This is a genomic window from Waltera intestinalis, from assembly GCF_009695995.1.
GTDB lineage: Bacteria > Bacillota > Clostridia > Lachnospirales > Lachnospiraceae > Acetatifactor > Acetatifactor intestinalis.
Genome location: NZ_VUMU01000004.1, coordinates 84,069 through 108,130, shown reverse-complemented (window position 1 = coordinate 108,130; position 24,062 = coordinate 84,069). Strand labels below are relative to the sequence as shown.

Sequence of the window (24,062 nt, the reverse complement as noted above, 5' to 3'; positions counted from 1 at the left end):
AATATTGTATGATCGCAAGCCTGTATCCCGCAGGCGGATTGGAGCCTTATGTTAGAAGAACATTATCCTTTTGTCGCACAGCCTCTGCCCTATGAATATGATGCCCTGTTTCCGGTACTGGATGAGGAGACACTGCATTTTCACCATGATAAGCATTATCAGACCTATGTAGACAAGCTGAATGCAATTCTTGCGGATTATCCTCAGTTACAGCAAATGACCTTGACGGAACTGCTCACTTCGGAGGATAATAAACTTGCATCCTTGCAGGAGGAAGCCCGGGAAAGTATTCACAATAACGGTGGCGGCGTATACAACCACCAGCTGTATTTTGACAGTATGCGAAGCCCTGTGGGGCAGGAACCCTGCGGAACATTGGAAGAGGCCCTGATCCGGGATTACGGATCGGTGAGACAATGGAAAGAGCAGATGACCCAGGCAGCCACGGGAGTCTTTGGCTCCGGCTGGGTATGGCTTGTAAGTGATCAGGATGGAACGCTTATGATCCTGACCACAGCAAACCAGGATGTGCCGGATCTGAGATTGTATACTCCCATATTTCTGATAGATGTGTGGGAACATGCCTATTATTTACAGTACCGGAACCGCAGACCGGATTATGTGGTGGGGTGGCATAAGCTGATCCACTGGAAAAAGGCGGAGAGACGTTATGAACAGGTCCTCTGCAGACTGGAAAGAGGAAATGAAAATGGAGAACAGACCGATCATAAAAAAAGAACAGGTAGAGACCGTCTATGACAGCAGATTCATCAAAGTATTTGACCTGCAATATGAGCCCGGAAAACATTATTTTGATGCCACCAGAAGAAGCATTGAGAATCTGGCGGCAGTAAAAAATGACGAAGAATTTAAACAGATGCTGCCGGATGCGGTGAGCTGTGTCGTAATCCTAAAAATCAGCGGACAGGAGCCGAGACTCTGCTTGAGCCGTGAGTATCGCTATCCTGCAGGACAGTTCCTGTTAAGCGTTCCGGCAGGACTGTTGGACCCGGAGGATGCGGCACAGGAAAATCCGGTGTTTCATGCAGCCATCCGGGAATTGCGGGAAGAGACCGGCATTACACTGGAGGAAAGTGACAGCATCCGTCTGGTGAATCCCCTGGTATTCAGCACCCCGGGCATGACGGACGAGAGCAATGCACTGGTGCAGATCACTCTGAACAGGGAAGAAATGCCGAAGGTAAGCCAGGAAGGTGCCGTAGGTACGGAATGCTTTGACGGCTTTTTATTGGTGTCCCAAGAAGAAGCACAGAAAATCCTAAAAGACGGCGTGGATGATCAGGAGCTTTTCTATCCCTTATATACCTGGGCGGCACTGATGTGCTTTGTAACGGGAATGTGGGAATAATTTTGAAGTTGCCATTCGCTCAATTGCGTTTCCGACTGTTCAATTGTATAATGATATTATCAGCAGACACTACTTACCTGGGAAATCTATACGCCGAAGTGGATGACAAATTGTACCGTGCGGAAGCGGATGGTTTCGCCTGGGGCATTGATGAAGACTCCATCAAAATATGGAAGCAACAGGGAGACAACCGATATGTGGTGACCTCTAAAGACCAAAGCGAGACAGTCTCTGATATGATATTCGTCATAAGGAAAGTGGAAAACAAGGATAACAAATATGAAATAGTAGATGAAGTCGAACTGTATTAGTGATCGATTTGAAAAATAAATATTGACATATATAGATAGCCGATATATATTATAGACAACGATATATATCGGCTATCTATATAAGGAGGACAAAAATGGCTGTGGACAAATCACTGATGTCGGGAAGTATGACGATGCTTCTGCTCAGATTACTGGCGGAGAAGGATATGTACGGATACGAGATGATCGATACACTGCGGAAAAAATCCTGTAACGTGTTCGAGTTAAAAGCAGGTACGCTGTATCCGCTGTTGCATGGGCTGGAAGCGAAGGGCCTGCTTACGGTATATGAGCAGGAATATGCAGGCAAGACGAGGAAGTATTACAGTATTACGAAAGAGGGCAGAAAATTACTGGAAACAAAAAAAGCGGAGTGGATGGAATATCAATCCGCGGTCACCAGCGTTCTGGCAATGGGGGTATAGGGATGGAGACATATTTGGAAAAACTGCTGTCACAGATTCGCTGCAAAAAAGCAAGACCTTATATCGCTGAGGAGATAAGAGACCATATAGAATGCCAGATCGCAGACAATCTTTCCGAAGGGATGACCTCTGAGGAAGCAGAGAAAAATGCGGTTGCGGACATGGGAGATCCGGTGGAAGTCGGTATCTCACTGGACAGAATCCACAAGCCTAAGATTGCATGGAGGTTACTTGTGATCGTAGGAATTTTAAGCCTGCTGGGCATTCTGATACAGCAATCCATTCTCAGACAACCCGGTTATCAGGAGCTGGAAACATGGAGACAGGAAGTGTACCGCTATACTACGGAGGGGTTTGTCTCATGTATTGTGTCCTTCTCATGTGTGTGATCTACTTTCTGGATTATACATTAATTGCAAAGTACTCCAGGTTCATTGGAGTCCTTATACTTATTTTGGGAGGATTGCGGCTGACCAGCTTTTTCGGTGTGGATATTAACGGAGTCGGCGACTGGGTTGGATTTGGAATGTTCCGGGTGTCGATTACTTCCCTGATGATGTTCTATGTGCCCATCTATGGAGCTATCTTATACAAATACAGGGACGGTGGGTTTATGGCACTGTGCAAAGCACTCCTGTGGCTGATCCTTCCGGTATTTATTACATTCCGGATTCCAAGCCTCGGTGTGGCTGTCATCATGATGATCAGTATGCTGATGGAACTTACGGTGGCTATTTGGAAGGGGTGGTTTCAATTGCCCGTCAAAAAGACGATTATTGTCTTGGGGTTGTTTCTTGCGGGATTACCGGTCCTGTTACTGGCTGCAATGTACGCATTTCATATGCTGGCAGTATATCAGGAAGCAAGGATCCGCTCCTATTTCACCGCTTCCGGAGATGCCTATTATATGACGTCCATGCTTCATAAATTTAATGAGAACATTTCGTTTTGGGGAAATAGTGGAAATGATGTGCTCGAAGGTCTGCCGGAATTTTTGGATGGATCCCGCTGACGACAACATTCCTGCCGTTCTTATCTGTTGGCAGAGATAATATTTTACTGTCTTACGCATTGGCGGGAATCATTCTGAGTATTTACAGATACAAAGATGTATATCCAAAAAAGTTCAAGGCGTCACAGGTATCATTGCAGAAGACCATTACTTTGAATCTGAATATGTAACATGGTAATAAAAGTAATGCAAATAAAAAGTCCATGAGCAGGAAAACTGTCCATGGACTTTTCTATATCGTGAGCAGAACTCACTCAATGCATTTCGCAAGCTTACGAGGGCAATACCGACAAAATCAGTATCTCCACACTCATCATATCATTCATCCGTCCGGATTTCACGGCCTCTTCAGTCTCCACGCACTGCTTTACCGCATTTTTCAGCACGGAAGTCTTGAAATGGGATGCCTGTGCCACATATTTTCCGGCGGCAAAGGGCGGTACACCAATCTTGGAGGCAATGGTCTTATTGTCGTGGCCTCTGTTTTTCAATTCCTTGGTCTGGAGCAGCAGGTTACACTGTCTGGCGATCAGGAACAGTACGCGCATGGGCGGCTCTTTTAATGCCAGCAGATCATAATAGAGCTGTAAGGCTTTCTGCGGCTGTTTTTCTGCAATGGCATTGACCATATCGAAGATATGGTTGGTGATACGGGTGGTGCAGACAGCCTCTACATCCTCCGCGGTGACCACATCCCGGTCCAGACAATAGCAGATCAGCTTCTCCAGCTCCATCTGGATATTTTCCATATCGGTGCCGGTCTTGGAGAGCAGGAGCTGTGCGGTGTTCTCGGAGATCTTTTTCCCTTCTTTGCCCAGAATACCGGCAATCCAGCGTTTCAGTGTATTTTCATCCTGTACTGTGAACTCTGCCACATATCCCTTGGACTGCACGGCTTTGTAGAGCTTGCTGCGCTTATCCACTTCACTTTCCGTGAACACGAAAAAGGTGGTGTCGTTGGGGTTTGCCAGGTATTCCGCCAGCTTTTCCCCACCGGCTTTGAAGAGTCCGGTATCTTTAAAAAACATGACACGGCGCTCTGCCAGAAAAGGCAGCGTCTCTGCCAGATCAATGACTTGTCCCAAGGAGAAATCCTTCCCCTGATAGAAATGGGTATTCATCTCGTCGCCGTCCTGACACAGAGCCTTGCGCAGACGGGTCGTGTACTGGTTCTTCAGATAACGTTCCTCTCCGTAGAGAAGGTAGATCTGTTTGAAATTGCCGGTTTTGATGTCTTCATTGATCCGCTGCATAAATAGTATTCCTTCTATTTCTTACTGTATTTTCTGAAAAGAGTATACCCCATTTCCTATTGAGGTTTCAAGGGGTGTATGCTATTATGAAACAAAACAGTTCGACCATGGACATATACGAGAGACACAATCATGCTTGCATGATTGCGTGAACGAATATGTCCATGAGTCAAGCGCCAATTCATGAGCAAAGGTAGTCACGAAGTGACGGAAAGCGCGGCAGCGCGACTTTGCGAATGGCGCGGGCCGAACAGTATACCATAAGAGGAAGGAAGAAAAAAATGAGCAAGAAAAGCGGATTCATGCAGGAATTTAAAAAGTTTATTCTGAGGGGAAATGTAATGGATATGGCAGTCGGCGTGATCGTCGGCGGCGCATTTACCGCTATCGTTACTTCTCTGAATCAGGACATCCTTACTCCGGTTCTGGCAATCTTCGGAGGCACGGATTTTTCTAATTTATATGTGAAGCTGGGAAGCGGTGACACCGCACCGGTGTTGATGTACGGTAATTTTATCACAGCGGTCATCAATTTCCTGATCACAGCATTTGTGATCTTTTGCCTGGTAAAATTCATTAACAAGCTGGGAGACACCCTGCACCACAAAGAGGAGACTCCGGCTGCACCTACGACGAAGAAATGCCCATTCTGTAAGAGCGAGATCGCTATTGATGCTACGAGATGTCCTCATTGTACTTCTAAACTGGACGAGCAGTAAGACACCTTGACAATACCGTGGAGGAAAGCATGGGTAAAACACATAAGAAAATAGTGATGGCAGGAATCTGTTGTCTGATGATAAGCATGCTGACAGGCTGCGGAAATGATACTACGAAAATCACCGAGGGGATGCAGCTGGTGGAAACACTGGATTATCAGGGTGCATTGACAGCCTTTGACGAAGCGGAAGCACAGAAGGAGAACAGCCGTCTTATTGCAAGAGGCCGGGGGATTGCCAGCATGGGGCTGACAGAATATGATCAGGCAGTGCAGTATTTTACAGAGGCGTTGGAGCTTAGTGACGGCTGGGTGCAGAATGTAGACTACGATATGAACTATTATCTCGCAGCCGCCTACCGGAAGAACGGACAGCCTGCGGAGGCAAAAAAGGTATATGATGCCATTCTGGAACTGAAGCCGGAGGAGAAGGACGCCTATTTCCTGCGGGGATCGGCGGAACTGGAACTGGGAGATTACGAGAGTGCCAAGGCAGATTTCGACAAGGCGATCTCTATGGATCCGAAAAATTATGACCGGCTGATCGAGATCTACGAAGCTCTGGCAGACTACGGATACCGGGAAGTCGGGCAGGAGTATCTGCAAAATGTACTGAATACCGACAAAAAGCTGGATGCCTATGACAGCGGTCGTATTTATTATTACCTGGGAGATTATCAGAAAGCCTACCTGGCACTGGAAGAAGCCAAGGGTAAGGGTGGAGTGGACAGCTATCTGTACCTGGGGAAAGCTTATGCTGCCACCGGAGATTATAATTATGCCTCCAGTGTGTACAGCAATTACCTGTCCAAGCAGGGACCGGATGCGGAGATCTATAATCAGCTGGGATTATGTGAGATGGCGAAAAAAGACTACCAGAAGGCATTGGAAGCATTTCAGGCAGGAAAACAGATCGAAGGGAACAGCCTGATGCAGACCTTGTCCTTCAACGAGATCGTAGCATATGAATATCTGCAGGATTATCAGAAAGCGGCAGTGCTGTTAAAAGCCTACTTACAAAATTACCCGGACGACCAGACGGCCATCCGGGAGCAGCAGTTTTTATCTACGAGGTAGAGGAGCAATCCTCTGCCTTTTGTCGTAATTGCAGAAGTTCGATATAATCCAAAAAGGATGCCGTGTTCTGGGGACTGAAATGCTGTATGATGTCCACCAGCTCAGCCACGGTCATGCCGGGAGCATATTCTTCATTTAAGGTATCCAGACTATAACGATAGGAAGTACGCCCCAACAGATAATCAACGGTCACTCCGAAATAATCAGCCAGCTGCAGTAATGCTTCCTGATCCGGGAAGTGAATATTGTTCTCGTAATTAGAGACGGTGCCAACGGATACTTTTAATATGGCAGCCAGTTCCTTCTGATAGATGCCCCGTTCTTCCCGCAGGGATGTAAGGATCTCACCGAAACTCCTCATATTGCCTCTCATTCTGCCGCAGATGCAGCACTATTTAAATGTTTTCTTTTAAGATTTGATGAAGTCTATTTTACTATATTTTAGTTTTAAAGGAATGACATTTTAGAAATAGATGAAAAATGTATAAAAGAAAGTCTAAAATTAATCTTACCTAAAAACAAAGGGATATACATGGAAAATCCTTTTGGGGACTCTTTTTCTCTTCAGGGACTGTTCGAAAGGACAGTCCCGTTTGCGGTTTGTCAGTGCAAATGAAGGCTGTCAGGAATTTTATTGGGATGAGTATTACTGGCATGACGGGACTTTGACAACATCATTTACAATTTATGATTTTATGCTTGTGGATATGGATGGCGATCAGAAATAGGAAATGATACTTACCGGCTGTATCCGGGAACAGCAGAAGGAAGCCGTGGAAGAAAAAATGGAAGAAAAAATGCATTATTTCATATTGACTTTTCCGGAATCTATGTGATAAAATCTCACCGTTGCAAAAATAGTAAAACAGCATAAAGACTTTAGGTAAGAATTGGAAACGACACATGTGCGCACTGCTCACTGATTAACGAACAACACACATGTGTCTTTTTGCGCTCATTTTTAGAAAAGGAGGGCATCCAATTATGCCGAAAACAAAATTACAGAACATTATTCTCACCCTGATCATGGCGTTCGTTATGGTGTACGCCATGGTCTGTTACAACATCGCACTGGAAAAGGGAGCAGAACTTCCCCATGGCGCTGTGCTGGCAGATCTTTTTCGCAGGCCCCGGAGTGCGGAATGTCTTTGGGTTTGTTGTCGGGAAAATGGCAAAAAACAAGAAAAATGAGAAACAGATCAAAAGTAATTGACAAAACAATTATAGTAATGTTAAAATAAATCGATTTTGAGAGACAGGCGATCTACACCACCTGTAAGAACAATACCTTTAACGGAATGCCCCTTCCGGCGATCTGGGTGTACCGGGAAGATGGAACCTGTGAAGAACTGGTGCATTTTGGATATAAGGATTTTAAGGCAAGGCTGGGGAGAACGTGATATACTAAAGAATAAAACCGATTATTAAGACTTGACTTTTTTTTACACAGGGTCTATACTGTGTATAGTTTAAAGATGATTACTAGAGTAAGAGTGGACACGTGCCACTCTTTCTTGTTGTTGTGACGACAGTTCATATCAGTAAAGGAGGGCATACATGTCCAAACGAGAGGACTACGAAAGCAGAACCGAAGAACTGCTTGCGCCCATCGCAGAAGTAAACCAGGTGGAGATCTACGATGTGGAGTATGTGAAGGAAGGCAGTGACTACTATCTGAGAGCCTACATCGACAAGCCGGAGGGTGTGAATATTCTGGATTGTGAAAATGTCAGCAGAGCATTATCCGAAGCTCTCGACAAGGCGGATTTCATTCCAGATGCATACATTCTGGAGGTCAGCAGCCCGGGACTGGGCAGAACTCTGAAAAAGGATAAGCATTTACAGAAGAGCATCGGCGAAGAGGTGGAGATCAAACTGTTTAAACCCATCGACAAATGCAAGGAATTTTCCGGCATTCTGGAAAGCTTTGATGCAGATACGGTTACGATCACAGAAGAGGGAACCCCGAGAACTTTTGCCAGAGCAGACATCGCACTGATCCGCCTGGCACTGGATTTTTGATAATAAGAAGAAACCATACACTAAGAAAAGGCGAAAGCCGGAATGGAGGAAATGATGAATAAGGAATTAATGGAGGCACTGGACATTCTGGAGAAGGAGAAGGAGATCAGCAAGGAGACCTTGTTTGAAGCCATCGAGAATTCCCTGATGACAGCCTGCAAGAACCATTTTGGAAAGGCTGACAATGTCCATGTGGAGATCAATAGAGAGACCTGCGATTTTCTGGTATATGCTGAGAAGGAAGTCGTACCCACGAAGGACGATGTAGAGGATGACTGCTTACAGATTGCTCTGGAGGATGCACAGGAGATCTCCAAAAAGGCACAGGTCGGCGACATGCTCCATGTAGAGATCAAGTCCAAGGAATTCGGACGTATCGCTACCCAGAATGCCAAGAACGTGATCTTACAGAAGATCCGTGAAGAAGAGAGAAGCGTGATCTACAATCAGTATTATGAGAAGGAAAAGGATGTTGTCACCGGTGTGGTACAGCGTTATGTCGGCAAAAACATCAGCATCAACCTGGGTAAGGCAGATGCCATGCTGACCGAGAATGAGCAGGTGAAGGGTGAAGTCTTCAAACCCACCGAGCGTATCAAGGTCTACATCGTAGAAGTGAAGAATACCCCGAAGGGACCCCGTATCAATGTCAGCCGTACCCATCCGGAACTGGTAAAGCGACTGTTTGAGTCTGAAGTTACCGAGATCAAGGATGGTACCGTAGAGATCAAGAGCATTGCCAGAGAGGCTGGCAGCCGTACCAAGATCGCTGTATGGAGCAACAACCCTAACGTGGATGCGGTCGGTGCCTGCGTAGGTATGAACGGTGCCCGTGTCAATGCTATCGTAGAAGAGCTGCGCGGTGAGAAGATCGATATCGTGAACTGGGATGAGAACCCCGGTAACCTGATCCAGAATGCACTTTCTCCTGCCAAGATCGTAGCAGTATTTGCGGATCCCGATGAGAAGACCGCAAAGGTAGTCGTTCCCGATTATCAGCTGTCTCTGGCGATCGGTAAGGAAGGTCAGAACGCAAGACTGGCAGCAAGGCTGACCGGTTACAAGATCGACATCAAATCCGAGACACAGGCCAAGGATGCTCCCGGCTTCCGTTATGAGGATTATGTGGATGATTACGAGGATGAAACCGAAGACGATTTTGATGGAGAGCAGGAATAATCAATGGCAAAAAAGATTCCACTGAGGCAGTGCGTAGGCTGCGGAGAAATGAAAGGCAAAAAAGAAATGCTGCGTGTTCTGAAGACTCCGGAAGGAGAGATCTGTTTAGATACAACGGGCAAAAAGAACGGACGCGGTGCATATATATGCAGACAGAAGGAATGTCTGCAGAAGGCCCGGAAGAATAAAGGCTTAGAGCGTTCTTTCAAGATGAGTATTTCTCCGGAAAGTTATGATATGCTGGAAAAGGAGTTTGATCAGCTTGAAACAGAATAAGATTTATTCCCTTTTGGGACTTGCGATGAGGGGGCGTAACCTGGTAAGCGGTGAATTCCAGACGGAGGACGCTGTGAAAAAAGGTTCTGCCATGTTGGTGATCGTTGCAGAAGATGCATCCGCCAATACGAAAAAGTTGTTTCACGACAAATGTTCCTATTATGAAGTCCCGGTATACGAATATGGCACAAAAGAAGAGCTCGGCTGGGCGATCGGCCGGAACTTAAGATCTTCGGTAGGTGTGTGTGATGCGGGACTGGCAGATGCACTCATCAAGCAATTGGAAGCGAATTTGCCCGGTTAGGCAGAATGGAGGAAAGCATGGCGAAAATCAAAGTACATGAACTCGCAAAAGAATTAGAACTACAGAGTAAGGATATATTGAATTTTTTACAGGAAAAAGGAATTGAGGCAAAGGCAGCACAGAGTTCGTTGGAAGAGGATGCAGCAGCGCTGGTACGTAACAGCTTAGGACAGAAGAAGGCTGCAGCAGCACCCGCTGTGGAAAAAGAAGCTCCGGCAAAGGCTGAAAATACAAAGCCTGTTGAGGAAAAGGCGCAGGAGGAAACAAAATCTCCCGAGGAAACGAAAAAGAAGAAAAAGATTATTTTCGTAAGTAACCCGCAGAATTCCAAGATGCCCGGACAGCGTCAGGGCGGACAGAACGGACAGGGACAGAGAAATGCCGGCGGACAGCGTCCGAACCAGGGACAGAATAACAGATATCAGAACAACGGCTATCAGAACAATTCTTACAATAACCGTGTGCAGGCACAGACTCCCGTACGTCCCATCAAGCCGCTGACCCCGCCTTCACCCACACCCAGTGTGGCAATGGTACCCGGCAATAAGGGACAGCAGCCTGCGAAAAAGCCTGTAAATAATACCGCAGCTGCACAGGCTCCCGTAAAAGAGCAGGCAGCGCAGAATACCAATACCGCAGCTGCACAGGCAAGACCTGCGGACAGACCTGCGGAGAGACCGCAGAACAATAACCGCGACAACCGTCAGAGTGGTTACGGTCAGAATAATTACGGACAGAACCGTGATAATCGTGGTCAGAACGATCGTGGTCAGGGCAGCCGACAGGGCGGACAGAACGCAAACAGAGGAGGTATGGGCAATGGCAGACCTCAGGGAGGCGGATTTAACAGACAGGGTCGTCCGGGTATGGAAGGCGGCCAGGGTGATCGCAGGAATAACGGCAACGGTGAGCGCGGTTACGGCAATAACGGCCGCGACCAAAGAGGCAATGGCGGATCGGGTAATCGATTCGGAGATAACAGACAGAATAAGGGCTTCGCTCCGGAACCTGCAGGTAAAGATATTGAGAAGAAGCGCGAAGATGAAAAGAGACGTTTCAGCCAGGAGAAGGACAACAAGCGTTCCAAGAAGGACCATATCTATGAGGACGAGGACGCACTGAAGAACAAGCCCGGACGTTTCATCAAGCCGGAAAAGAAAAAGGAAGCGGTACAGGAAGAGCAGATCAAGGTGATCGTGCTGCCGGAATCCATTACCATCAAAGAACTGGCTGAGAAGATGAAGTTACAGCCCGCAGCCATCATCAAGAAGCTGTTCCTGGAAGGTAAGATTGTAACCGTGAACCAGGAGATCTCCTATGAAGATGCAGAGAACATTGCCATGGAATATGACATTCTCTGTGAAAAAGAGGTCAAGGTAGATGTTATCGAAGAACTGTTGAAGGAAGACGAAGAGGACGAGGCAGATCTGGTGGAGAGACCTCCCGTAATCTGTGTTATGGGTCACGTTGACCATGGTAAGACTTCCCTGTTAGACGCTATCCGTAAGACCAACGTAACCGAGCGTGAGGCAGGTGGTATCACCCAGCACATCGGTGCTTATACTGTAAATGTGGGAGACCGTAAGATCACCTTCTTAGATACTCCCGGACACGAAGCATTTACCGCCATGCGTATGCGTGGTGCCAATGCGACCGATATCGCTATCCTGGTAGTAGCAGCGGACGACGGCGTAATGCCCCAGACCGTAGAGGCGATCAACCATGCAAAGGCAGCGGGTGTGGAGATCATCGTAGCAGTGAACAAGATCGATAAGCCCTCTGCAAATATTGACCGCGTAAAGCAGGAGCTGGCAGAGTATGAGCTGATCCCCGAGGATTGGGGCGGAAGCACCGTATTTGCACCCGTATCCGCAAAAAGCGGCGAGGGTATTGACCAGCTGCTTGACATGATCCTGCTGACCGCAGACATCATGGAGCTGAAGGCGAACCCCAAGAGAAAGGCAAGAGGTCTGGTCATCGAGGCAGAGCTGGATAAGGGACGCGGTCCTGTGGCTACCGTACTGGTACAGAAGGGTACCCTGCATGTGGGAGACTTTATCTCTGCAGGTGTGGCTCATGGTAAGGTAAGAGCCATGATTGATGACAAGGGACGCAGAGTCAAGGAAGCAGGACCTTCTACTCCCGTAGAGATCCTGGGTCTGTCTGATGTTCCCAGTGCCGGTGAAGTATTCCTGGCACATGATAATGATAAGACAGCAAAATCTTATGCAGAGACCTATCTGGCGCAGAATAAGGAAAAGATGCTGGAAGAGACCAAGGGCAGAATGTCCCTGGATGATCTGTTCAGCCAGATCCAGGAGGGTAATCTGAAGGAACTGAACCTGATCGTCAAGGCTGATGTACAGGGTAGCGTAGAGGCAGTAAAGCAGTCCCTGATGAAGCTGTCCAATGAAGAAGTAGTAGTAAAATGTATCCACGGCGGTGTAGGTGCCATCAATGAGTCCGACGTATCTCTGGCAAGCGCGTCCAATGCGATCATCATTGGATTTAACGTCCGTCCCGATGCGACTGCCAAGGCAACCGCAGAGAGAGAGGGCGTGGATGTACGTCTGTACAAGGTCATCTACCAGGCCATCGAAGATATCGAAGCTGCCATGAAGGGTATGCTGGATCCTGTCTATGAGGAGAAGGTGATCGGTCATGCAGAGGTTCGTCAGATCTTCAAGGCATCCGCTATCGGTAACATTGCCGGTTCCTATGTCTTAGACGGTGTCTTCCAGAGAGGCTGTAAAGTTCGTATCACCCGTGAGGGCGAGCAGATCTTCGAGGGCAACCTGGCTTCCCTGAAGAGATTCAAGGATGATGTGAAGGAAGTTAAGGCAGGATATGAGTGTGGTCTCGTATTTGAAGGCTTTGACAAGATGCAGGAGCTGGATATCGTAGAAGCCTACATCATGGTGGAGGTACCACGGTAGGGAGTTATTTTAAGAAGGAATAAGAATGAGAAAGAATAGTGTGAAAAATACCCGTGTCAACGGGGAAGTACAGCGCGTTCTGGCAGAGATCATCCGGGGCGGTCTTAAGGACCCCCGGATCAGTCCCTGGACCAGTGTGGTCGCTGTGGAAGTGGCACCGGATTTAAAAAGCTGTAAGGCATGGATCAGTGTGCTGGGAGACGAGGAAGTCAGAAAGTCTACCCTGCAGGGCTTAAAGAGCGCCGAGGGCTTTATCCGCAGAGAACTGGCGCGTACCATCAATCTGCGCAACACTCCGGATATCACTTTTGTGATGGACCAGTCCATCGAGTATGGTGTCAACATGTCCCACAAGATCGATGAAGTCATTGCAGCGGATGAGGCACAGAAGCCGGATCATGAAGTTGTGGAAGATACGGAAGAGACAGAGGAAGGTGACGAATAATGGATTTGCGTGAAGAATGTCGTGGCGCAAAAAAGATTGGCATCAGCGGACATATTCGTCCCGACGGAGACTGCGTGGGTGTATGTCTGTCCTTACAGATGTACCTGCGTAAACTCCTTCCCGAAGCAGAAGTTACCGTATATTTACAGAAGCCTTCCGAAGAGTTTTCCTATCTGAAGGGATACGATGAGATTCAGACCGAATGTCTGGAGCAGGATCCTTTTGATGTATATTTTGCGCTGGATTGCAGCTCAGACAGACTGGGAGACGCAGAGAAATATTTCCAGAATGCGAAAAAGAAGATCAACATCGATCATCATATCAGCAATTCCGGCTGCGGTGATGTAAATCTCGTCCGGCCCGAGATGGGCAGTGCCTGTGAGGTGCTGTATCACATCATGGATGCCGAACTCATTGACAGAGATATTGCGGAAGCATTGTACACCGGCATCATTCACGATACCGGCGTATTCCAGTATTCCAATACGACACCGGAGACATTGCAGGCAGCAGCATTTCTGATCTCTTTTGGATTTAATTTTTCTAAAATCATTGAGGAGAGCTTTTATCAGAAGACGTATCTGCAGACACAGATCATGGGCAGAGCCCTGATGGAGAGCATACGCTTCATGGACGGCCGCTGCATCGTGAGCATGGTGGACCGTAAGACCATGGATTTCTACAATGCAGTACCGGGAGATCTGGACGGCATAGTGAACCAGCTGCGCAATATTAAAGGAATCGACTGTGCGATCTTCATGTATGAGACCGGTGTACTGGAGTACAAGGTCAGCATGCGTTCCAATGAGAAGGTTGATGTGGCGAAGGTGGCATCCTTCTTTGGAGGCGGCGGACATGTACGTGCCGCAGGCTGCACCATGAAGGGGACTTTTCATGACTGTATCAATAATTTGTCACTGCACATCGATAAGCAATTGCGGGGAGAACAGGATTAATGGACGGCATCATCAATGTATATAAGGAAGCAGGTTTTACCTCTCATGATATGGTAGCCAAGCTTCGCGGGATCTGCCGGCAGAAAAAGATAGGGCACACAGGTACACTGGATCCACAGGCTACCGGTGTGCTCCCTGTATGTCTGGGGAGTGCTACCAGAGCATGCGAAATGCTGACGGACAGGACCAAGGAATATGTGGCAGAACTTTTACTGGGTCAGATCACAGATACCCAGGATACCACGGGAACCGTTTTGGAAGAACGGGAAGTAGCGGTGGATGAGGCACAGGTACGTGAAGTGATCGAAAGCTTTGTCGGCGGTTATGACCAGATTCCGCCTATGTATTCCGCACTGAAGGTCAACGGAAAAAAACTCTATGAGCTTGCCAGGGCAGGTAAAGAAGTGGAACGGCAGGCAAGACATGTGGATCTGCCGGCGATCGAGATCCTGGAAATAAGACTTCCGGTGGTGAAGTTCCGTGTGGAATGCTCCAAGGGAACTTACATCCGCAGTCTCTGTGCCGATATCGGCGGGAAGCTTGGCTGCGGTGGCACCATGAAGAGTCTCGTCCGCACCAGGGTCGGAGAATTCCGGCTTGCGGATGCCCTGACACTTGCACAGCTGCAGGAACTCCGGGATACGGACAGATTAGAGGAGGCACTGCTTCCCACGGACCGTATTTTTGCGGATTTAAATGCAGTACATGTAGAGGAAAAATGGCGGAAATTGATCGATAACGGGAACGCTTTTTATCCGGGACAGACCATGGAGCAGACTACTTACCCTGCGGGAGAGTGGGTGCGTGTCTACAGAGAGGATGACAGCTTTGTGGGCATTTATGCGTATGACAGGGTAAAAGAATGGTACAAGCCCATGAAAATCTTCCCAAGTAACACAGAAAGCAGGAAATAGACTTGGAAATCATTGCAGGAACAACAGATTTTTATCTGGAAAAAGATACTGCGGTAGCTATCGGCAAATTTGACGGTGTGCATTTGGGGCACAGAAGACTTTTAGAGGAAATCCTGAATAAGAAAAAGAACGGACTGGCAGCCTGTGTTTTCACTTTTGATCCCACACCGGCGGTGCTGTTCGGACTGTCGGATGGAAAAGAACTGACGACAAGAGAAGAGAAAAGGCGTCTCTTCGAACATCTGGGGATCGACATCCTGATCGAGTTCCCGTTGACAAAAGAGACTGCAGCCACAGAACCGGAGCGTTTCGTGACAGAGATTCTGGCGAAGCAGATGAATACCCGTTTTGTGGCAGCAGGTGAAGATCTGTCTTTTGGAAAAAATGGAGCAGGCAATGCAGAACTTTTAGAGAAAATGGCTCCGCAGTTAGGTTTTTGTGTCCGGACCATAGAGAAGATCGAAGTGGATGGCATCGAGGTCAGCTCTACTTACATCCGCAAGCTGGTGGAAGAGGGCCGGATGGACGAAGCGGAAAAGATGCTGGGGATGCCCTATACTCTCGTGGGATGCGTGGAACATGGCAACCATATCGGTCATACCCTGGGCTTTCCCACAGTAAATCTTCTGCCGCCCGCAGGTAAGCTCCTGCCGCCCAACGGTGTCTATTATGCGGTAGTCCGTTATAATGGGAGGGCCTACAAAGCCATCAGCAATGTAGGGACCAAGCCGACGGTTTCTTCCGAAAAAATGATGGGAGTGGAATCTTATCTATATGATTTCGCTCAGGATATTTACGGTCAGGAGATTGAAGTGGCATTGAAAAGCTTCCGGCGCCCTGAACGCAGATTCGGATCTTTGGAAGAGCTTAAGAAACAGCTGGACCTGGATATTGCGGATGGGCGAAACGCGTAAATTGAGTAAAAAAATGTAAAGAAACGTAAAAGAAAAGTAAAATATCCATTGCAAGTTTTTATTCTATCTCGTAAAATATATTTTGGATTGTTTATAGTTAGATTAAATTTGAAAATAATTATTTTGGTTTTTCGTAAGAGAATCAAGAGAGATTGAGGGATTAAAAATGAGCTTTGGAACAATATTGACAATGGCTGGAGGTCTGGGACTATTTTTATTCGGAATGGAACTGATGAGTGATTCCATTGAGAAGGTAGCAGGAGCCAGACTTCGTCGTATTCTGGAGATTTTTACCACGAACCGTTTCATGGGGATGATCGTAGGTATTATTTTCACCGGTATCATCCAGTCTTCCTCCGCATGTACGGTTATGGTCGTCAGCTTTGTTAACTCCGGTCTGATGAATCTGTATCAGGCAGCGGGAGTCATCCTCGGTGCCAATATCGGTACCACCATTACCTCACAGCTGGTATCATTTAATTTGTCCAAGATAGCACCGTTAATTCTGTTAGTCGGTGTGGTCGTGATGATGTTTACGAAGAAAGAAAAAGTCCGTAAAGTAGCGGAAGTGGTCGTAGGCTTCGGTATTCTGTTCGTGGGACTGAGCACCATGTCCCAGGCAATGGCCAACATGAAAAATGAGCCGCAGGTAGTAAATCTGCTGATGTCTCTGAAGAATCCGTTCTTAGCCACCTTGATGGGATTTGCCCTGACTGCGATTATTCAGAGCTCATCCGTAACGGTCAGTATCGTACTGCTGCTCGCCAATCAGGATCTGCTGCCGTTACCGATCACACTTTACATTATCTTAGGATGTAATATCGGTGCCTGTGCTACCGCAATGTTAGCTTCTATGACCGGTAAAAAGGATGCGAAGAGAGCTGCACTGATCCATCTGCTGTTCAATATCATTGGTACGGTTATTATCTATATTGCTCTGTTCGTGGCAGGTGATCAGATCGTGGAACTGATCAAGTCTATCTCCGCGGACAACGGCCGGTTCGTGGCAAATGCGCATACGCTGATCAAGATCGCACAGGTAATTATGCTGTTCCCGTTCACCGGCTGGCTGGTAAAGATGACCTACCTGATCGTACCCGGCGAAGATCAGAAGGTTGGTTACAGAGAGAGCTATCAGTTAAAATACATCGGCGACAAAGTGGTGTTCAACCCCGCTACCGCAGTAGTAGAGGTTGTCAAGGAGCTGGAGCGTATGGCTTCTCTGGCGGAGGAGAACTTAAACCGTGCCATGAATGCCCTGATCACATTGGATGAAGAAGACATTGAGGAAGTCTACGAGGTAGAGAAAAATATCAACTTCCTGAACCATGCCATTACGGATTATCTGGTGAAGATTAACCAGACGACACTGCCCATCGAAGACCTGAACAGTCTGGGTGCTCTGTTCCATGTGGTGAATGATATCGAGCGTATCGGTGACCATGCGGAGAATGTAGCGGATGCCGCAAGACAGCGTAAGGAAGAAGGAGTATCTATCAGCAAGGAAGCCCAAAAGGAACTGGGAGACATGCTGGAGATGGTCAATAAGATCATCCGTTATGCCGTAGAAATGTTTGCCAAGAGCGATGAGACCCATATGCAGGAGATCATCACTTTAGAGGATCAGGTAGATGAAAAGGAACGCGAACTGCAGAAGAAGCATGTAGAGCGTCTTACCAAGGGAGAATGTTCTCCCGAAGCCGGTATGATCTTCTCGGATATTGTATCCGGTCTGGAGAGAGTTGCAGACCATGCGACCAACATTGCATTTGCCATTACTACCGAAGACGAAATGGACGAAGGCAAGACCAATTAAAAACAAGAATGAGCTGTAAGATGAGAACCATGCAAAGTATAATGCTTTGCGTGGCTTTCTTTTTTCGACACTTAAGACGATACGATTGACAAAGCAGAGAAAACAGTAGTATTTTGTAACAGAAATACTATCGGAAGTTGTGAGGATACAAATACATGAAGATCTATTTGGTAAGACACGGTGAGACGGACTGGAATCAGGCAGGACTTTTGCAGGGGCAGACGGATATTGCGCTTAATGCCCAGGGATTGGAGCAGGCCCACGACGCGGCGGAGCGGTTAAAGGAGGTTCCGTTTGAAATTGCATTTTGTTCACCATTGATCCGGGCGAAGCGCACGGCAGAGATCATCATAGGCGACCGGAAGATCACCCTAACCACAGACGAAAGACTCAGAGAACTGAATTTCGGACCCTGGGAAGGCGTGGATATCCGGACCATCAAGGATGCTGCCAGCCAGCCTTTTACCAACCCGGGCAGCTACATTCCCCCCGCGGGAGCGGAAAGTTTTGCACAACTGTATAAAAGAAGCGGCGAATTCGTAGATCAGGTATTGCTGCCATTAGAAGGTACATATGAGACTGTGTTGGTGGTGGCTCACGGAGGAGTGAACCGCAGTATTCTGAATCCTGTTCTGAATATTCCTGTCGATGATTTCTGGCGGGTGCATATGGGCAACTGTGCTACTGCGATTTTCGACTGTACAAATGGAAAACTGTCCATGCTGGAATATACGGATAGCAAGAGTGCCAATGCGAAGAGCAAGCTGTTGTGAAGGGTTTGCTGAAATTTTAGGTGTGTTGGCTTGACAGACAGAGATTTTTTCCCTATAATACGCACTGGAACAAAGTAAATCTCGATTACAAAACCCGTAAGGGCAGTGGATTTTTCAAGATTTTGATCTTATTTTCGCCACACAGCAGAAATGTTGTGTGGCGTTTGTTGTATAAGGAGCAGAAAATGAACCAGACTTATATGAAAGAAAAGAAAATATTTCCCCTTGTGATGTCCATGGCACTTCCCATGATGCTTTCCATGGCATTCAATTCCCTCTATAACATTGTGGACAGCTATTTCGTGGCGAAACTCAGTGAGGATGCCATGACAGCACTTTCCCTGGTCTATCCGGCACAGAACCTGCTGACTGCTGTGGCGGTGGGCTTCGGCGTGGGTGTTAATGCCATGATTTCCTTCTATCTGGGAGCACAGAATCAGGAAAAAGCGGATAAGACGGCAACTCAGGGCATGGTGCTGGGCGTATTGCACGGTGTGCTGCTCATGGTCCTGTTCCTCTGCGGAATGAACTTATTTTTGGGAATGTTTACGAAGAGTGATACGGTGCGGGCACTGGGCATGGAATATTCCAATGTCGTGTTCCTGTTTTCTGCCATTGTGACCGGAGGCATCACACTGGAGAAAATATTCCAGGCGGTAGGCCGGATGCGGGCTACCATGGTCAGCATGATCGCCGGATTTGTAACGAATATTGTACTGGATCCGCTGTTGATCTTTGGCATCGGACCTTTTCCCCGGATGGAGATCGCCGGAGCGGCGCTTGCCACCGGCATCGGACAGGTGATCACGTTACTGGTATATCTCATCTATTATGTGGCGGATCCTTTGCCGGTGAAGCTTCATAAAAAATATCTGCGCCCGGAAGGGGAGATCTGCGGCAAGACTTATGGTATCGGCATCCCGGCGACCCTGAATATGGCCCTGCCTTCTCTGTTGATCTCCGCGTTGAACAGCATTCTGGCAGCATATTCCCAGGGGTATGTGCTGGTGCTAGGGGTTTATTATAAGTTACAGACCTTTATTTACCTGCCTTCCAATGGTATCATTCAGGGCATCCGCCCCTTGATCGGCTACAATTATGGTGCCGGAGAGAGAAAGCGTGTGGAGCAGATCTACCGTCTGACATTGGAACTGACGGCCGGGATCATGGCTGCCGGTACGGCACTGTGTTGGCTGATCCCCGGAGGGCTGATCGGACTGTTTACTGAGAATCCGGAGACCATCACCATCGGTATCATGGCACTGCATATCATCAGTCTGGGCTTTATTCTGTCCGCTGTGTCGGTGACCAGCTCCGGAGCCCTGGAGGCACTTGGACAGGGTATGGCTTCCCTGGTGATCTCTGTGATGCGGTATGTGGCGGTGATCATTCCTGCGGCATTTGTCTTAAGCCGCCTCATCGGTGTCACCGGTGTATGGTGGGCGTTTGTCTGCACGGAGAGCGTGACCGCGATGGTGGCGTATGTGCTGTACCGGAAGGTGTGGAAGAGAGCGTAAAGCGGCCGTTCACTCCGCGCCATTCGCGCTTGCGGCCGTTCACCCCGCGCCATTCGCAAAAACGCCTCTTCGAGGCTTTTCGCTGCTTCGCAGCTGCTTTTGCTCATGAGATGGCGCTCCCTCGTCGATTTGCACAGAGCCGGCTCCTTACGCGAGCGTAAAGCCGTCTCCGCACAAATCGACGGGTGAACTGATGTATACACAATATCTTGTATCCTAAGATTGACTTCCACCACAAAGTGTTGTAGAATAGACTGTAATAGGTTTTATGGGCACAAGCCATGGGGACATGAGATTAAGGGGGTACATAAGATGTTTCAGGTGATCAAACGAGATGGTTCCAAAGCAGACTTTACACTGACGAAGATCAATGATGCCATTATGAAGGCTTTTACTGCGACGCAGATGAGCTATAATAATGACATTATTGATCTTCTTGCGTTACGTGTGACCGCAGATTTCCAGAAAAAGGTGGAAAATGATGAGATCCATGTAGAAGATATCCAGGACAGTGTGGAGCGTGTACTGGGACAGGCCGGCTATGAGGAAGTGGCGAAGGCGTATATTCTGTATCGCAAGCAGCGCGAGAAGATGCGTACCATGAAATCCACGATCCTGGACTACAAGGATGTGGTCAACAGCTATGTCAAAGTCGAGGACTGGCGAGTGAAGGAGAACTCCACGGTGACTTATTCCGTAGGTGGTCTGATCTTAAGCAATTCCGGTGCGGTAACGGCGAACTACTGGCTGTCCGAAATCTACGACGAAGAGATCGCCGAGGCACACCGCAATGCGGATATCCATATCCATGATCTGTCCATGCTGACCGGTTACTGCGCGGGATGGTCCTTAAAGCAACTGATCAAGGAAGGACTGGGCGGCATCACCGGCAAGATCACTTCTGCACCGGCGAGACACTTATCCGTACTGTGTAATCAGATGGTGAACTTTTTGGGGATCATGCAGAACGAATGGGCGGGAGCACAGGCTTTTTCCTCCTTTGATACCTACCTTGCCCCCTTTGTGAAAGTAGATCATTTAAGCTATCCTGAAGTGAAAAAATGCATCGAAGCATTTATCTACGGTGTGAATACGCCCAGCCGCTGGGGTACCCAGGCCCCTTTTTCCAATATTACACTGGACTGGACGGTACCCGATGACCTGGCAGAACTGCCGGCACTGGTAGGCGGCGTGGAGATGGATTTCAAATACAAGGATTGTAAAAAGGAAATGGATATGGTCAACAAGGCATTCATCGAGACCATGATCGAGGGCGACTCCAACGGCCGCGGTTTCCAGTATCCGATTCCGACGTATTCCATCACGAAGGATTTTGACTGGTCCGACACCGAGAACAACAGACTGTTATTCGAGATGACCGCAAAATACGGTACACCGTATTTTTCCAATTATATCAATTCCGACATGCAGCCCAGCGATGTCCGCAGTATGTGCTGCAGACTGCGTCTGGATCTACGGGAACTGCGTAAGAAGACCGGAGGCTTCTTCGGTTCCGGCGAGAGCACCGGAAGCGTGGGTGTTGTCACCATCAATATGCCCAGGATCGCATATCTGTCTGCCAATAAGGACGAATTCTACGCAAGACTGAATCATATGATGGATATTGCTGCAAGATCCCTGAAGATCAAGCGCGGTGTCATTACAAAGCTGTTAAATGAGGGACTGTATCCTTATACTAAGCGGTATCTGGGCACCTTTGAGAATCATTTTTCCACCATTGGTCTGATCGGCATGAACGAGGTGGGCTTAAATGCCAACTGGCTGAGAGCGGATATGAGCGATCCGAGAACTCAGGAGTTTACCAAGGAAGTACTGAATCATATGAGAGAGCGCCTGTCGGATTATCAGGAGCAGTACGGAGACCTTTACAATCTGGAAGCGACTCCTGCGGAGAGTACCACATACCGTCTGGCCAAGCACGACAGAAAGCGCTGGCCCGGTATCAAGACGGCAGGAAAGCCCGGAGATACTCCTTACTATACGAACTCTTCCCATCTGCCGGTGGACTATACTGTGGATATTTTCGATGCACTGGATATTCAGGATGAATTGCAGACCCTGTATACTTCAGGCACGGTGTTCCATGCGTTCCTGGGAGAGAAGCTTCCCGACTGGAAAGCAGCGGCTTCCCTGGTGCGGACAATCGCTTCCAATTACAAGCTGCCATATTATACGCTGTCGCCGACCTATTCCATCTGTAAGGAACACGGTTATCTGGCTGGAGAGGTGAAGGTATGTCCTCATTGTGGGGCGAAGACCGAGGTGTACAGCCGAATCACCGGTTACTATCGTCCGGTGCAGAACTGGAATGATGGTAAGTTACAGGAATATGCCAACAGAACGGAGTATGACATTGACCATTCTTCCTTAAAGCGTCCCACCAGAAGTGTGGTAACGCTGTCCAATTTTGCGGAGGACGTGGAAGTGAAGGTGGAGCAGCCGCAGGATATCAAGTATCTGTTCACGACCAAGACCTGCCCGAACTGCAAGCTGGTGAAGGAATATCTGAAAAATGTGCCCTACGTGACCATCGATGCGGAGGAGAACATGGAGTTGGCAAGACGTTACGGCGTAATGCAGGCACCGACACTGGTGGTAGTAAACGGCGACAGCCATAAAAAATATGTAAATGCTTCAAATATCAAGAAGTACGTTGACCAACTGACATTAGTTGGGGTAGAATAGAAACAGGTCAGGAGGCATCGCCCGAAGGCGGTGCCTTTTCTACGGTCATTACAGATACACCGCAGAGGGAATTTACACAATTGAGAAAATAAAATGCAATGAAAATGATTGCAGAACGGAGGAAATATGATCAACAAACTGATCACTCGAATCAAAGAAACCAACGCACCGATCGTGGTAGGACTGGATCCTATGATGAAATTTGTGCCGGAATATATTAAAAAGGCGGTTTTCGCTGAGTATGGTGAGACCCTGGAAGGTGCTGCAGAAGCAATCTGGCAGTATAACAAGGGTATTGTGGATGCAATTTATGATCTGGTACCCGCTGTGAAGCCTCAGGTAGCAATGTATGAGCAGTTCGGCATTCCCGGTATGGTGGCATTTAAAAAGACCGTGGATTATTGTAAAGGAAAAGGTCTGATCGTCATCGGCGATATCAAACGTGGTGATATCGGATCCACTTCCGAAGCATATGCAGTAGGACATCTGGGAAAAGTACAGGTAGGTAGCAGGAGCTATTACGGTTTTGATGAGGATTTCGTGACCGTGAACCCTTATCTGGGATCCGACGGTGTGAACCCTTTTGTGAAGATCTGTAAGGAAGAGAAAAAGGGCATTTTTGTACTGGTGAAGACTTCCAATCCCAGTAGCGGCGAATTTCAGGATCAGTTAATTAATGGCAGACCGCTGTATGAGCTGGTAGGAGAAAAGGTTGCAGCCTGGGGAGCTGATTGCATGGGCGATTCCTACAGCTATGTAGGTGCTGTGGTAGGTGCAACCTATCCTGAGCAGGGAAAGGTACTTCGTAAGGTAATGCCCAAGGCATTTATCCTGGTGCCCGGTTACGGTGCACAGGGCGGCAAGGGCGCAGATCTGGTACACTTCTTCAATGAAGACGGACTGGGTGCCATCATCAACTCCTCCCGTGGCATCATTGCTGCATACCAGCAGGAGAAGTATGCACAGTTCGGTGAGCAAAATTATGCAGATGCTTCCCGCGCGGCCGTGCTGGATATGCGTGAGGATATCGCACAGGCACTGGCAGCACGCTAAAGACGCGCATCTCCACGTTTGACCGGCGCGTGGGGATAGGCTTATGCGTTTGATGGCATAATATACAAAGGTATGGGGTGTCCGCA

The 24,062-nt window shown here is 48.0% G+C and carries 24 protein-coding genes and 1 pseudogene; 23 read left to right on the top strand and 2 right to left on the bottom strand.

The window, feature by feature from the left end:
• Window positions 1-48 precede the first annotated feature (48 nt).
• From FYJ59_RS05310 to FYJ59_RS05285, 6 genes are all read left to right on the top strand, one after another.
• The gene (locus tag FYJ59_RS05310; RefSeq protein ID WP_154495746.1) at window positions 49-759 is read left to right on the top strand and encodes a superoxide dismutase; all 711 of its coding nucleotides are present in this window, start codon (window positions 49-51) and stop codon (window positions 757-759) included.
• A complete protein-coding gene (locus FYJ59_RS05305) occupies window positions 710-1,369 on the top strand; it encodes an NUDIX hydrolase (protein ID WP_154495744.1) in 660 nt (219 codons plus the stop codon). The genes FYJ59_RS05310 and FYJ59_RS05305 overlap by 50 nt, the downstream gene beginning before the upstream one ends.
• Window positions 1,370-1,419: 50 nt before the next feature.
• Window positions 1,420-1,680 (top strand): hypothetical protein, encoded by a 261-nt coding sequence (locus FYJ59_RS05300; RefSeq protein ID WP_154495742.1) that lies wholly within the window; start codon window positions 1,420-1,422, stop codon window positions 1,678-1,680.
• Window positions 1,681-1,775: 95 nt separating this feature from the next.
• On the top strand, window positions 1,776-2,105 hold the full coding sequence (locus tag FYJ59_RS05295; RefSeq protein ID WP_022154221.1) for a PadR family transcriptional regulator: 330 nt from the start codon (window positions 1,776-1,778) through the stop codon (window positions 2,103-2,105).
• A 2-nt stretch (window positions 2,106-2,107) separates the two neighbouring features.
• The gene (locus tag FYJ59_RS05290; protein WP_154495740.1) at window positions 2,108-2,494 is read left to right on the top strand and encodes a permease prefix domain 1-containing protein; all 387 of its coding nucleotides are present in this window, start codon (window positions 2,108-2,110) and stop codon (window positions 2,492-2,494) included.
• Between the two features lie 65 nt (window positions 2,495-2,559).
• A complete protein-coding gene (locus tag FYJ59_RS05285; protein ID WP_154495738.1) occupies window positions 2,560-3,117 on the top strand; it encodes a hypothetical protein in 558 nt (185 codons plus the stop codon).
• A gap of 272 nt (window positions 3,118-3,389) precedes the next feature.
• Here FYJ59_RS05285 and holA read toward each other — a convergent pair whose 3' ends face one another.
• A complete protein-coding gene (gene holA, locus FYJ59_RS05280) occupies window positions 3,390-4,370 on the bottom strand; it encodes a DNA polymerase III subunit delta (RefSeq protein WP_148448027.1) in 981 nt (326 codons plus the stop codon).
• Between the two features lie 281 nt (window positions 4,371-4,651).
• On the opposite strand from holA, the gene mscL reads away from it, so the two are divergent.
• Complete coding sequence (gene mscL / locus FYJ59_RS05275; RefSeq protein WP_154495736.1) at window positions 4,652-5,089, top strand: large conductance mechanosensitive channel protein MscL; 438 nt, start codon at window positions 4,652-4,654, stop codon at window positions 5,087-5,089.
• A 29-nt stretch (window positions 5,090-5,118) separates the two neighbouring features.
• Window positions 5,119-6,165 carry a tetratricopeptide repeat protein gene (locus FYJ59_RS05270; protein ID WP_154495734.1) on the top strand — a complete coding sequence of 349 codons (1,047 nt, stop codon included), beginning with the start codon at window positions 5,119-5,121 and terminating at the stop codon, window positions 6,163-6,165.
• Here the strand turns inward: FYJ59_RS05270 and FYJ59_RS05265 are convergent.
• Window positions 6,155-6,526 (bottom strand): helix-turn-helix domain-containing protein, encoded by a 372-nt coding sequence (locus FYJ59_RS05265; protein ID WP_205839457.1) that lies wholly within the window; start codon window positions 6,524-6,526, stop codon window positions 6,155-6,157. The two genes, FYJ59_RS05270 and FYJ59_RS05265, sit on opposite strands and share 11 nt — an antisense overlap.
• Window positions 6,527-7,149: 623 nt before the next feature.
• Here FYJ59_RS05265 and FYJ59_RS14495 point away from each other — a divergent pair.
• From FYJ59_RS14495 to pyrF, 15 genes and pseudogenes are all read left to right on the top strand, one after another.
• Window positions 7,150-7,248: pseudogene (locus FYJ59_RS14495) on the top strand (DUF2798 domain-containing protein); the annotation flags it as partial.
• A gap of 474 nt (window positions 7,249-7,722) precedes the next feature.
• Window positions 7,723-8,187, top strand: a complete 465-nt coding sequence (locus FYJ59_RS05255; RefSeq protein ID WP_022154229.1) for a ribosome maturation factor RimP — start codon at window positions 7,723-7,725, stop codon at window positions 8,185-8,187.
• A gap of 54 nt (window positions 8,188-8,241) precedes the next feature.
• Window positions 8,242-9,366, top strand: a complete 1,125-nt coding sequence (gene nusA, locus FYJ59_RS05250; RefSeq protein ID WP_154495730.1) for a transcription termination factor NusA — start codon at window positions 8,242-8,244, stop codon at window positions 9,364-9,366.
• A gap of 3 nt (window positions 9,367-9,369) precedes the next feature.
• Window positions 9,370-9,642, top strand: a complete 273-nt coding sequence (rnpM, locus tag FYJ59_RS05245) for an RNase P modulator RnpM (protein WP_118546568.1) — start codon at window positions 9,370-9,372, stop codon at window positions 9,640-9,642.
• Window positions 9,629-9,946: a L7Ae/L30e/S12e/Gadd45 family ribosomal protein gene (locus FYJ59_RS05240; protein ID WP_022154232.1), complete on the top strand. Its 318-nt coding sequence runs from the start codon at window positions 9,629-9,631 to the stop codon at window positions 9,944-9,946. The genes rnpM and FYJ59_RS05240 overlap by 14 nt, the downstream gene beginning before the upstream one ends.
• Before the next feature lie 17 nt (window positions 9,947-9,963).
• Entirely contained in the window at window positions 9,964-12,882 is a 2,919-nt protein-coding gene (gene infB / locus FYJ59_RS05235) for a translation initiation factor IF-2 (RefSeq protein ID WP_154495728.1), read from the top strand.
• Between the two features lie 25 nt (window positions 12,883-12,907).
• Complete coding sequence (rbfA, locus tag FYJ59_RS05230; protein WP_148448035.1) at window positions 12,908-13,327, top strand: 30S ribosome-binding factor RbfA; 420 nt, start codon at window positions 12,908-12,910, stop codon at window positions 13,325-13,327.
• Window positions 13,327-14,283, top strand: coding sequence for a DHH family phosphoesterase (locus tag FYJ59_RS05225; RefSeq protein ID WP_154495726.1), 957 nt, complete (start codon window positions 13,327-13,329; stop codon window positions 14,281-14,283). The genes rbfA and FYJ59_RS05225 overlap by 1 nt, the downstream gene beginning before the upstream one ends.
• Complete coding sequence (truB, locus tag FYJ59_RS05220) at window positions 14,283-15,197, top strand: tRNA pseudouridine(55) synthase TruB (protein WP_154495724.1); 915 nt, start codon at window positions 14,283-14,285, stop codon at window positions 15,195-15,197. Before FYJ59_RS05225 ends, truB begins: the two co-directional genes overlap by 1 nt.
• A 2-nt stretch (window positions 15,198-15,199) precedes the next feature.
• Window positions 15,200-16,111, top strand: a complete 912-nt coding sequence (locus FYJ59_RS05215) for a bifunctional riboflavin kinase/FAD synthetase (protein WP_154495722.1) — start codon at window positions 15,200-15,202, stop codon at window positions 16,109-16,111.
• Between the two features lie 166 nt (window positions 16,112-16,277).
• Complete coding sequence (locus FYJ59_RS05210) at window positions 16,278-17,927, top strand: Na/Pi cotransporter family protein (RefSeq protein ID WP_154495720.1); 1,650 nt, start codon at window positions 16,278-16,280, stop codon at window positions 17,925-17,927.
• A gap of 155 nt (window positions 17,928-18,082) precedes the next feature.
• Entirely contained in the window at window positions 18,083-18,700 is a 618-nt protein-coding gene (locus tag FYJ59_RS05205; RefSeq protein ID WP_154495718.1) for a histidine phosphatase family protein, read from the top strand.
• A gap of 185 nt (window positions 18,701-18,885) precedes the next feature.
• Window positions 18,886-20,217: an MATE family efflux transporter gene (locus tag FYJ59_RS05200; protein WP_154495716.1), complete on the top strand. Its 1,332-nt coding sequence runs from the start codon at window positions 18,886-18,888 to the stop codon at window positions 20,215-20,217.
• Window positions 20,218-20,529: 312 nt separating this feature from the next.
• Window positions 20,530-22,923 carry a ribonucleoside triphosphate reductase gene (locus tag FYJ59_RS05195; RefSeq protein WP_154495714.1) on the top strand — a complete coding sequence of 798 codons (2,394 nt, stop codon included), beginning with the start codon at window positions 20,530-20,532 and terminating at the stop codon, window positions 22,921-22,923.
• Between the two features lie 126 nt (window positions 22,924-23,049).
• A complete protein-coding gene (pyrF, locus tag FYJ59_RS05190; RefSeq protein ID WP_154495712.1) occupies window positions 23,050-23,976 on the top strand; it encodes an orotidine-5'-phosphate decarboxylase in 927 nt (308 codons plus the stop codon).
• Window positions 23,977-24,062: the final 86 nt, after the last annotated feature.

Bases quoted from the DNA above. Each gene is read 5' to 3' on its own strand.
- FYJ59_RS05270 (WP_154495734.1), top strand. From the start codon at position 5,119: ATGGGTAAAACACATAAGAAAATAGTGATGGCAGGAATCTGTTGTCTG.
- truB (WP_154495724.1), top strand. From the start codon at position 14,283: ATGGACGGCATCATCAATGTATATAAGGAAGCAGGTTTTACCTCTCAT.
- FYJ59_RS05310 (WP_154495746.1), top strand. From the start codon at position 49: ATGTTAGAAGAACATTATCCTTTTGTCGCACAGCCTCTGCCCTATGAA.
- nusA (WP_154495730.1), top strand. From the start codon at position 8,242: ATGAATAAGGAATTAATGGAGGCACTGGACATTCTGGAGAAGGAGAAG.
- pyrF (WP_154495712.1), top strand. From the start codon at position 23,050: ATGATCAACAAACTGATCACTCGAATCAAAGAAACCAACGCACCGATC.
- FYJ59_RS05295 (WP_022154221.1), top strand. From the start codon at position 1,776: ATGGCTGTGGACAAATCACTGATGTCGGGAAGTATGACGATGCTTCTG.
- infB (WP_154495728.1), top strand. From the start codon at position 9,964: ATGGCGAAAATCAAAGTACATGAACTCGCAAAAGAATTAGAACTACAG.
- FYJ59_RS05205 (WP_154495718.1), top strand. From the start codon at position 18,083: ATGAAGATCTATTTGGTAAGACACGGTGAGACGGACTGGAATCAGGCA.
- FYJ59_RS05195 (WP_154495714.1), top strand. From the start codon at position 20,530: ATGTTTCAGGTGATCAAACGAGATGGTTCCAAAGCAGACTTTACACTG.
- FYJ59_RS05255 (WP_022154229.1), top strand. From the start codon at position 7,723: ATGTCCAAACGAGAGGACTACGAAAGCAGAACCGAAGAACTGCTTGCG.
- FYJ59_RS05210 (WP_154495720.1), top strand. From the start codon at position 16,278: ATGAGCTTTGGAACAATATTGACAATGGCTGGAGGTCTGGGACTATTT.
- holA (WP_148448027.1), bottom strand. From the start codon at position 4,370: ATGCAGCGGATCAATGAAGACATCAAAACCGGCAATTTCAAACAGATC.
- FYJ59_RS05305 (WP_154495744.1), top strand. From the start codon at position 710: ATGGAGAACAGACCGATCATAAAAAAAGAACAGGTAGAGACCGTCTAT.
- FYJ59_RS05300 (WP_154495742.1), top strand. From the start codon at position 1,420: ATGATATTATCAGCAGACACTACTTACCTGGGAAATCTATACGCCGAA.
- FYJ59_RS05265 (WP_205839457.1), bottom strand. From the start codon at position 6,526: ATGAGGAGTTTCGGTGAGATCCTTACATCCCTGCGGGAAGAACGGGGC.
- FYJ59_RS05200 (WP_154495716.1), top strand. From the start codon at position 18,886: ATGAACCAGACTTATATGAAAGAAAAGAAAATATTTCCCCTTGTGATG.
- mscL (WP_154495736.1), top strand. From the start codon at position 4,652: ATGAGCAAGAAAAGCGGATTCATGCAGGAATTTAAAAAGTTTATTCTG.
- rbfA (WP_148448035.1), top strand. From the start codon at position 12,908: ATGAGAAAGAATAGTGTGAAAAATACCCGTGTCAACGGGGAAGTACAG.
- FYJ59_RS05225 (WP_154495726.1), top strand. From the start codon at position 13,327: ATGGATTTGCGTGAAGAATGTCGTGGCGCAAAAAAGATTGGCATCAGC.
- rnpM (WP_118546568.1), top strand. From the start codon at position 9,370: ATGGCAAAAAAGATTCCACTGAGGCAGTGCGTAGGCTGCGGAGAAATG.
- FYJ59_RS05290 (WP_154495740.1), top strand. From the start codon at position 2,108: ATGGAGACATATTTGGAAAAACTGCTGTCACAGATTCGCTGCAAAAAA.